9 protein-coding genes are annotated in these 8,225 nt (G+C 47.7%); all 9 read right to left on the minus strand.

The window, feature by feature from the left end:
* Window positions 1-420: uroporphyrinogen-III C-methyltransferase (gene cobA, locus QZL69_RS12975; RefSeq protein ID WP_291519721.1), on the minus strand; the 420-nt coding region annotated here is incomplete at its 3' end.
* Complete coding sequence (gene hemC, locus QZL69_RS12980) at window positions 417-1,328, minus strand: hydroxymethylbilane synthase (RefSeq protein WP_022215627.1); 912 nt, start codon at window positions 1,326-1,328, stop codon at window positions 417-419. The genes hemC and cobA, both read right to left, overlap by 4 nt.
* A complete protein-coding gene (locus QZL69_RS12985; protein ID WP_022215628.1) occupies window positions 1,318-1,791 on the minus strand; it encodes a precorrin-2 dehydrogenase/sirohydrochlorin ferrochelatase family protein in 474 nt (157 codons plus the stop codon). The genes hemC and QZL69_RS12985 overlap by 11 nt, the downstream gene beginning before the upstream one ends.
* The gene (gene hemA, locus QZL69_RS12990; RefSeq protein WP_022215629.1) at window positions 1,781-3,010 is read right to left on the minus strand and encodes a glutamyl-tRNA reductase; all 1,230 of its coding nucleotides are present in this window, start codon (window positions 3,008-3,010) and stop codon (window positions 1,781-1,783) included. Before hemA ends, QZL69_RS12985 begins: the two co-directional genes overlap by 11 nt.
* 92 nt (window positions 3,011-3,102) lie before the next feature.
* Window positions 3,103-3,498, minus strand: a complete 396-nt coding sequence (locus QZL69_RS12995) for a DUF1667 domain-containing protein (protein WP_022215630.1) — start codon at window positions 3,496-3,498, stop codon at window positions 3,103-3,105.
* A 4-nt stretch (window positions 3,499-3,502) separates the two neighbouring features.
* On the minus strand, window positions 3,503-4,783 hold the full coding sequence (locus QZL69_RS13000) for an NAD(P)/FAD-dependent oxidoreductase (protein ID WP_173905914.1): 1,281 nt from the start codon (window positions 4,781-4,783) through the stop codon (window positions 3,503-3,505).
* The gene (locus QZL69_RS13005) at window positions 4,783-6,234 is read right to left on the minus strand and encodes an NAD(P)/FAD-dependent oxidoreductase (protein WP_022215632.1); all 1,452 of its coding nucleotides are present in this window, start codon (window positions 6,232-6,234) and stop codon (window positions 4,783-4,785) included. Before QZL69_RS13005 ends, QZL69_RS13000 begins: the two co-directional genes overlap by 1 nt.
* Before the next feature lie 135 nt (window positions 6,235-6,369).
* Window positions 6,370-7,872, minus strand: a complete 1,503-nt coding sequence (glpK, locus tag QZL69_RS13010) for a glycerol kinase GlpK (RefSeq protein ID WP_022215633.1) — start codon at window positions 7,870-7,872, stop codon at window positions 6,370-6,372.
* 113 nt (window positions 7,873-7,985) lie between these two features.
* Window positions 7,986-8,225: hypothetical protein (locus QZL69_RS13015; protein ID WP_291519726.1), on the minus strand; the 240-nt coding region annotated here is incomplete at its 5' end.

The raw sequence follows: 8,225 nt of genomic DNA on the forward strand, positions 1-8,225 counted from the left end.
GGAAGAGCAGAAATCTCTGTGCGTTACCGGAATGCCGTTATAAGCAGGCACAGCGATCGAAGAGGTCACGCCCGGGACCACTTCATACGGGATCCCATTGGCAGTCAGAAGTTCCAGCTCCTCTCCGCCTCTTCCGAACAGGAACGGATCTCCGCCTTTCAGTCTCACGACACGGTATCCCTTCTGCGCTTCCTCAAGGAGCACCTGATTGATCTGCTCCTGCGGCATGGTGTGCTTGTCTGCACGCTTTCCTACGTTGATGAGTCTTGCAGAAGAAGGTACTTTTGCAAGTACGCCCTGTCCCACCAGACTGTCATAGACGACAACCTCTGCCTGGGAGAGAACCTCCATTCCTTTGAGTGTAAAAAGACCGATATCTCCCGGTCCTGCCCCTACGAGCCATACCTTTCCCTGTTTCATTCTGCCTCACCTTTATCCGTCTTTGTTCTGTCGGATTCTTTCATTTGTTTTGCAAGCGCGATGCCAAGTACCTCTGCGTCCTCGCGCTTTCCGCGGATGCTGTCCTTGAACCAGTTTCCTGTTTCTTCATTATAATACAGTCCGCGAAGGAAAAGTTCCTCTCCCTCGACCACACCAAACGCCGCCACCGGAGAAGAACAGCCGCCGTCCAGAAAACGTACAAAAGCACGCTCTGCACTTCCTGCGCTCCATGCATCTGCATCACAGTAGCCGTCCAGAAATGCATAGTCAACATCGGTACGTCCCTGTACTGCCAGGATTCCCTGACCTGCTGCCGGGAGCATTTCTTCCTCTGTAAAATACCGGCTGATTCTGGATTCCAGTCCAAGTCTCTTAAGTCCTGCCGCCGCAAGGATCAGAGCTGAATACTGTCCCTTATCCAGTTTGCGGAGTCTTGTCTGAAGGTTTCCCCTGACACTTGCGACCTCCATATCCGGATATAACTCCCGAAGCTGCAGGGTCCGGCGAAGGCTGGAACAGCCAAGCGGTTTGGATCTGTCAAGTTCTGTTACGCCCTCCGGCAGTACCAGCACATCCCTCGGATCTTCTCTTCTGGAAAAAGCCAGCAGAGGAAGTTCTGACGGCACTTCCATCGGCATGTCCTTCAGGCTGTGAACAGAAAGTTCTGACCTTCCTTCCAGAAGTGCGTGATCCAGTTCTTTTACAAAAAGTCCCTTGCCGCCTACTTTATCCAGGGTGCGGTCCAGGATCTTGTCACCCGTTGTCTTCATGGTCAGGATCTCTACTGTCAGATCCGGATTATGCTTGGTTATGTAGTCCCTCACCATCTCACTCTGCAGCACTGCAAGCTTGCTTTCCCTGCTGCCGATCGTGATCTTATTCTTCATTGTCTGATGCCTCCATTGCCTCCTGGATCGCCACACGGACTCTTCGGGCTTTCTTGTGGTTCAGCCCGCTCGCTGTGATTCCCACAACAACCTCGTCCTGCATGTAGATCCCCGGAAAATAAAAATCGCATTTGCTTTTGTCATCTGCGACATTGACGTAGATCCCCTGCTCCTTACAGACTCGATAGATCTCATCGTTTAGTTTCCAGTCGTTTGTCGCCGCGATCACCATAAATGCCATGGCAAAATCAGACCGTTTCACCGGACGGTTGATCAGATTTACGAATCCTGCCTTGCCAAGTTCATGAAGCTCCATCGTTGTCTTTGGAGCTACTGCGGTAATGTTCCTGGTAAACTGCAAAAGAGTCTTAATCCTCCTGGTCGCAATGTTCCCTCCGCCTACCACTACGATTTTCTTGTCAGACAGATCTACGAACATTGGAAAAAAACGTTTATTCTTCATATAATTTCTCCAATCCTGCCACGCACTCCAGGAAAGTGTCCTGTTCCAGACTGTCCCGGAGTCCGAAAATAAGTTTGTTGACCACTTTTCCTGCTGCAGTATCTACTGCTTTGAGAAGATTTGCACGGTCGGAGTCATCCATTGGTGTATTCTTGAGGATCTTGTGGATACGCAGGTTCAGATCCTGCACTGCATCCTCCCTGATCTCCTGGATCCTCGGGATCACATCCCTGCCATCCAGCCACTGGAAAAATTCATCCATCTGTGCCCTGACGATCTCGCCGGCTTTTGTGATGCTCTCCATGGATTCCGGAGAGATCCTCTCGGTGCGGAAACTGTCCATATCATATAAGGTAACGCCCTCTTCTCCTCCAAGTGCCGGTTCGATATCCCTCGGCACAGCAAGGTCAAGAAGAAGCAGTGGTTTCGTAAGCGTGATATCATCAAACAGTTCTCTGCGAAGTGTATAGTTCGGACTGGCTGTCGCACTGACTACTACATCACATTTCGGCAGAAAGTTCATTCGTTCACCATAATGGATCCTGCTGCATCCGATCGGAATGCTCACCATTCCGCTTCTGTACTGACGGACGGTTACGGTGACATTCGCTCCGGCATCACGGAGAGTCTGCGCTGCAACCTTACCCATCTCTCCGTTTCCGATAACCATGCAGATTTTGCCATGCATGTCATATCCCTGTTCCCGCAGACTGCTGACTGCCTGATGGATCACAGACGGATTTCCATGTGCAAGCGGAGCTTCTGTCTTGATCTTTTTGCCCGCGGTCACTGCCATGCGGAAAAGAACTTCCAGTACTCCATCTGTTGTAAAATGTTCTCTTGCCAGATTCAGTGCGTCCTTAATCTGCGTAAGGATCTGATCTTCCCCTAGAATCTGGGATTTCAGTCCTCCTGCAAGATAAAAAAGATGTTCTACTGCTTCTTTATCCTGTCTCGAAATAAAATATTCTTCATAAGAAGGATCCTGTATATCTTTGAGTCCGCAGAGACACTGGTATAAAGAAAGCTGCTGTTCATCCTCGTGGCTCGCCCAGATTTCCAGACGATTGCATGTAGACAGAATGATGCATCCCCGGATGCCTGCTTTTTCTTTCAGTTTTTCCATTGCCTCTCCGGCATTTTTCTTCGTAAATGCAAACAGGGCACGGACGTCTACCGGTGCTCTGTCGTGATCTATCCCTATCATGGATATTGTCATGATATTTCTGTTCTCCTTTGTGTTCCTCCTGTATCTTTTTCTGTAAAAATCTGTCGAATCCGCAAGAGGTGCCTACAGAAAAACATACTGTTTTAATGATAGTCGTTTGACCCTGTAATGTCAATGGAAACAGAAATATTTTTCGTTGCAACAATGTCCACACCGGTTCCTGCCACATCATGCAGAACCACATCTCCGATCTCTACTGGAGCAGTAACAGTGACCTCTTTCAATTCCCGGATACAGTCCAAAATTCTGGACTTTTGAATATCCTCTTTTGTCTTGACGGAAACGACCTTTTCCGTGCCATTTAATACACGAACGGTTGTTGTCACAATTCTGGTCGGATTGGTCACTTCTTTTCTTCCATAGACGGCTCCCCGCTTACAGCTATTGCCTTCTACACTCTGTACTTCTCCGTCTTTTATTTTTACAGTGAGGAAACAGCCCATCGGGCAGCCGATGCAGGTAAGATTTTTTTCTTCCATATCTTTATTCCTCCTCAATCAGAATGCTGATTTTTCTCAGTGATGAAGCATTTAAAATCTGTTCCTTTGTCAGTTTAATCTGTTCCATCTCCCCCGGTGCCAGAATTGTCCGTTTTTTGTGAAGAACACGTTCTTCATCAAAATAGCAGCTGATATAACAGTTTTTATAAACAGCTCCCACACGGAAACGGACTGTCATTTCTTCCGACATGCGCTCCGGTCTTATCACTGCCGGGACAGTATAGCGAACTCCATTTCGGGATTCCAGAATAATTGTCCGATTCTGCTTTTGTTCCGGAACTTCCACTGGCTGCTGCCATTTTATGTAATCTGCCGCATTTTTTCCTGCCGCTGCTGCCTCCTCGGATACAAAATCTACCAGATCATGAACGTGCAGAACATTTCCGCAGGCAAACACCCCTTCGATATTCGTCTCCAGACTCTCATTGACTACCGGCCCCGATGTGACACGGTTCAGTTCCACTCCCATCTCTCTGGAAAGTTCATTCTCCGGGATCAGGCCTACTGAAAGAAGCAGAGTATCACAGGCATATTCTTCCTCCGTTCCCGGAATCGGTTTTCCATCCGCTCCGACTTGTGCCAGAGTAACTCCTTCTACACGTTCTTTTCCTTTAATATTTACCACAGTATGACTGAGTTTCAGCGGGATTCCGAAGTCATCCAGACACTGCACGATATTCCGTTTAAGCCCGCCGGAGTACGGCATCAGCTCTGCTACCACTTTTACTTTTGCACCTTCCAGTGTCATACGCCTGGCCATGATAAGTCCGATATCCCCGGAGCCAAGGATGACAACTTCTCTTCCCGGAAGATACCCTTCTATATTTACAAGTCTCTGTGCCGTCCCCGCAGAATAAATTCCCGCCGGACGATACCCCGGAATATTCAGTGCTCCCCTGGAACGTTCCCGGCAGCCCATTGCCAGAATCACCGCTTTTGCCTGAATCAGAAACATGCCTTCCTCACAGTTCATCGCTGTGATAACTTTTTCCCTGCTGATGTTTATGACCATGGTATTCAGTTTGTATTCTATATTTTGTTCTCTGACCTGACGAATAAAACGGTCGGCATATTCCGGTCCGGTCAGTTCTTCTCCAAAGGTATGAAGCCCAAAACCATTATGAATGCACTGGTTCAGAATTCCTCCCAGTTCTTTGTCCCGCTCCAGAATCAGAGTACTTTCGATTCCGTTTTTTCTCGCTGAAATAGCCGCTGCAAGTCCTGCCGGACCGCCGCCTATGATCACAATGTCATATTTTTTTATCATTTGCCGTCCTCCCCAAAAGAATCTTTGTTGCTGCCTTTTATGATTCCAGAGTTGCCTCCGGATTTTGTGATCTCTTCCACAGGAATTCCAAGTTCTCTGGCTAAAATCTCCATAACACGCGGCGAACAGAATCCTGCCTGACAACGTCCCATGCCTGCTCTGGTACGGCGTTTCACTCCATCCAGTGATCTGGCACCCAGAGGTCCTCGAATCGCATCTATGATCTCACCTTCTGTCACCATCTCACAGCGGCAGACAATCGTTCCATAAGCCAGATTTTGTCGAATCCACGCATTTCGTTCTTCCAGTGAAAACTTTGATACATCGGTAATTCCCTTTCTTGTGGAAAGAAAATCCTCTTTTTCTTTCAGATCATATTTTTTCTTCAGAATGTCAGCAACCATTTCTCCGATCGCAGGAGCACTGGAAAGGCCCGGTGATTCAATTCCGGCACAGTCGATAAATCCTTCTTCCGTCTCTCCTATAATAAAATCGTCTCCGTCCTCATGTGCTCGAAGTCCGGCAAAAGAAGTGATCACCTGACGGACCGGAATGTTTTTGACACTTTCGGATGCTTTTTTCAGAACCTGTTCCAGACCTTCTCTGGTGGTATTGATTCCTTCTTTATTCTCTATATCTGTGGCTGTTGGCCCGATCAGCAGGTTTCCGTGAATGGTTGGTGTGACCAGAACTCCTTTGCCAAACTTGCCGGGAAGGGTAAAAATCGTCCGGCTTACATGTGTCCCCGCAGCTTTATCAAGAAGACAGTATTCTCCTTTTCGCGGAGTGATATGAAGTTTCTTTTCACTGACCATGTTGTGGAATTTATCTGCATAAACTCCTGCCGCATTTACAATACAGTCTGCCTCAAAAATTCCCTCTGTTGTCTCAATCGTCCAGTTTTTTTCTCCCCGTGTGATCTTGTGCACTTCTGTATTGAAATAAAAATCCACTCCGTTTGCACAGGCATTTTCTGCCAGTGCGATCGTCATGTTGAATGGACATACAATTCCTCCGCTGGGTGCGTACAATGCCGCCACAGCCTGGTCAGAAACATTCGGCTCCATTTTTCTTATTTCTTCTTTATTTAAAATTCGAAGTCCCTTTACACCGTTTTGGATTCCTCTCTCATAAAGTTTCTGCAGACCGGGGCGGTCTTTTTCATCCAGGCACAAAACCAGTGAACCATTTCTTCGGAATGGAAAATCAAGACCACAGGAAAGCTGCTCCATCATCTGATTTCCCCGAAGATTCAGTTTTGCTTTGAGTGATCCCGGCTCTGCGTCATAACCTGCATGAATGATCGCACTGTTCGCCTTGGAGGTTCCGCAGCAGACATCTTCCTCCCGCTCCAGTACGCATACCTTTATCCGGTAACGGGACAGTTCCCGTGCAATCGCCGTACCGGAAACTCCCGCACCGATAATCGCAATATCGTATTTATTCATTGTAAAAACCTCCTGTATATATAAAAGAGCCTGACAAATAAACCCATTTTCATGGATTTCCTGTCAGGCTCTCCTCTTCACGCCAGTATGTGCAATTGTTTTAAATACAAACTTATCGTCCACTTGATTCTTCGATCAGTTCTCTTCGTCTTTCGCCCATCCATACGCATATTTTACAGCTTTTTCCCATCCACGGATTCGTTTTGTTCTCTCTTCCTGCGTGATCTTCGGATCAAAGGTCCGGTCGATCGCCCAGTTCTTGAGAACTTCTTCCTTACTGCTCCAGTATCCTACCGCAAGGCCTGCCAGATAGGCTGCTCCCATTGCCGTTGTCTCCACACATTTCGGACGGTTGACCGGTGCATCTATAATGTCTGCCTGCGTCTGCATCAGGAAATTGTTGGCACTGGCTCCTCCATCGACTTTAAGTGCCGCAAGCTGAATCCCGGAATCAGCCTTCATAGACTGTAAAACATCGTTTACCTGATATGCCAGAGATTCCAGTGTCGCACGGATAATGTGGTACTTGTTTACTCCTCTGGTGATTCCCACGATCGTACCTCTCGCATACTGATCCCAGTGCGGTGCACCAAGTCCGGTAAATGCCGGAACGACATAGCATCCATTCGTATCCTGAACCTTCTGTGCCATATACTCTGAATCTTCTGAAGAATCGATCAGACGCATCTCGTCACGAAGCCACTGGATTGCAGCTCCCGCCACAAAAATCGATCCTTCCAGTGCATAATTCACCTTGCCATTCAGTCCCCAGGCAATCGTTGTTACCAGACCATTCTCCGAAAATACCGGTTTCTCTCCTGTATTCATAAGAAGGAAACAGCCTGTGCCATAAGTGTTCTTGGCCTCTCCCGCCTGGAAGCAGGTTTGCCCGAAAAGTGCCGACTGCTGATCGCCCGCTGCACCTGCGATCGGAATCGCGCCGCCTAAGAAAGACGGATCTGCCATTCCGTAAACACAGCTTGACGGCTTTGGCTCGGGAAGCATACTGCATGGAATATTCAATTCCTCAAGAATCTCTTCATCCCACTCAAGCGTATTGATATTAAAAAGCATCGTCCTGGATGCGTTGGAGTAATCTGTGATATGCACAGATCCCTTCGTCAGTTTCCAGATCAGCCAGGTCTCAACCGTTCCGAAAAGGAGTTCCCCACGTTCCGCCTTTTCTCTTGCACCCTCTACATTGTCCAGAATCCATTTTATTTTGGTCGCAGAAAAATAGGCATCGATCACGAGACCTGTCTTCTGACGGAATTTCTCTGTGAGTCCCTTTTCCTTGAGGGAGTCACAGTACTCGGAAGTTCTGCGGCACTGCCAGACGATTGCATGATAAATGGGATCTCCGGTATTCTTATCCCATACAATTGCCGTTTCTCTCTGATTGGTAATTCCGATCGCCGCAATATCAGAAGCCTCCGCACCGATCATATTCATGGCTTCCACCGCTACGCCAAGCATACTCGCCCAGATTTCATCCGCATCATGCTCCACCCAGCCCGGCTTCGGAAAGTACTGATGGAACTCGCGCTGTGCTACACTGCACATTTCACCTTTTTTATTAAACAGGATGCACCGGTTGCTGGTTGTCCCCGCGTCCAGTGCCATTATGTATTTCTGCATAGGTAAAATCCCCTTTGTGGTATTTTAGTATGCATTTATTGTAACGCAAAAATGGTGGGGATTCAACGGATTTCTAATCCTTTGGAAGATGCCTTTTCTTTCCGATTGATTCTTCATTTTCTTGGTGTTGCAATACACCATGCTATGGCTACCGGTACCGTAATAGCCAGTGAAATGCCAAGAAGCATAAGCACTATTACACCTATTGTAGATTCCAAAAGCCATCGGATCAGCTTTAAAAGAAGAAACCAGCCTTTTCCCAGAAGCAGACTTAAAATAAAATATCCTGCCAGCGACTTCAGAATAGTACGTGAAACTGCTGGTGAACTACTCGGCAACAAGTTACCAGAGCA

Origin of the sequence: Blautia sp. CAG:237 (assembly GCF_000436615.1) — a bacterium.
Classification (GTDB): domain Bacteria; phylum Bacillota; class Clostridia; order Lachnospirales; family Lachnospiraceae; genus Blautia_A; species Blautia_A intestinihominis.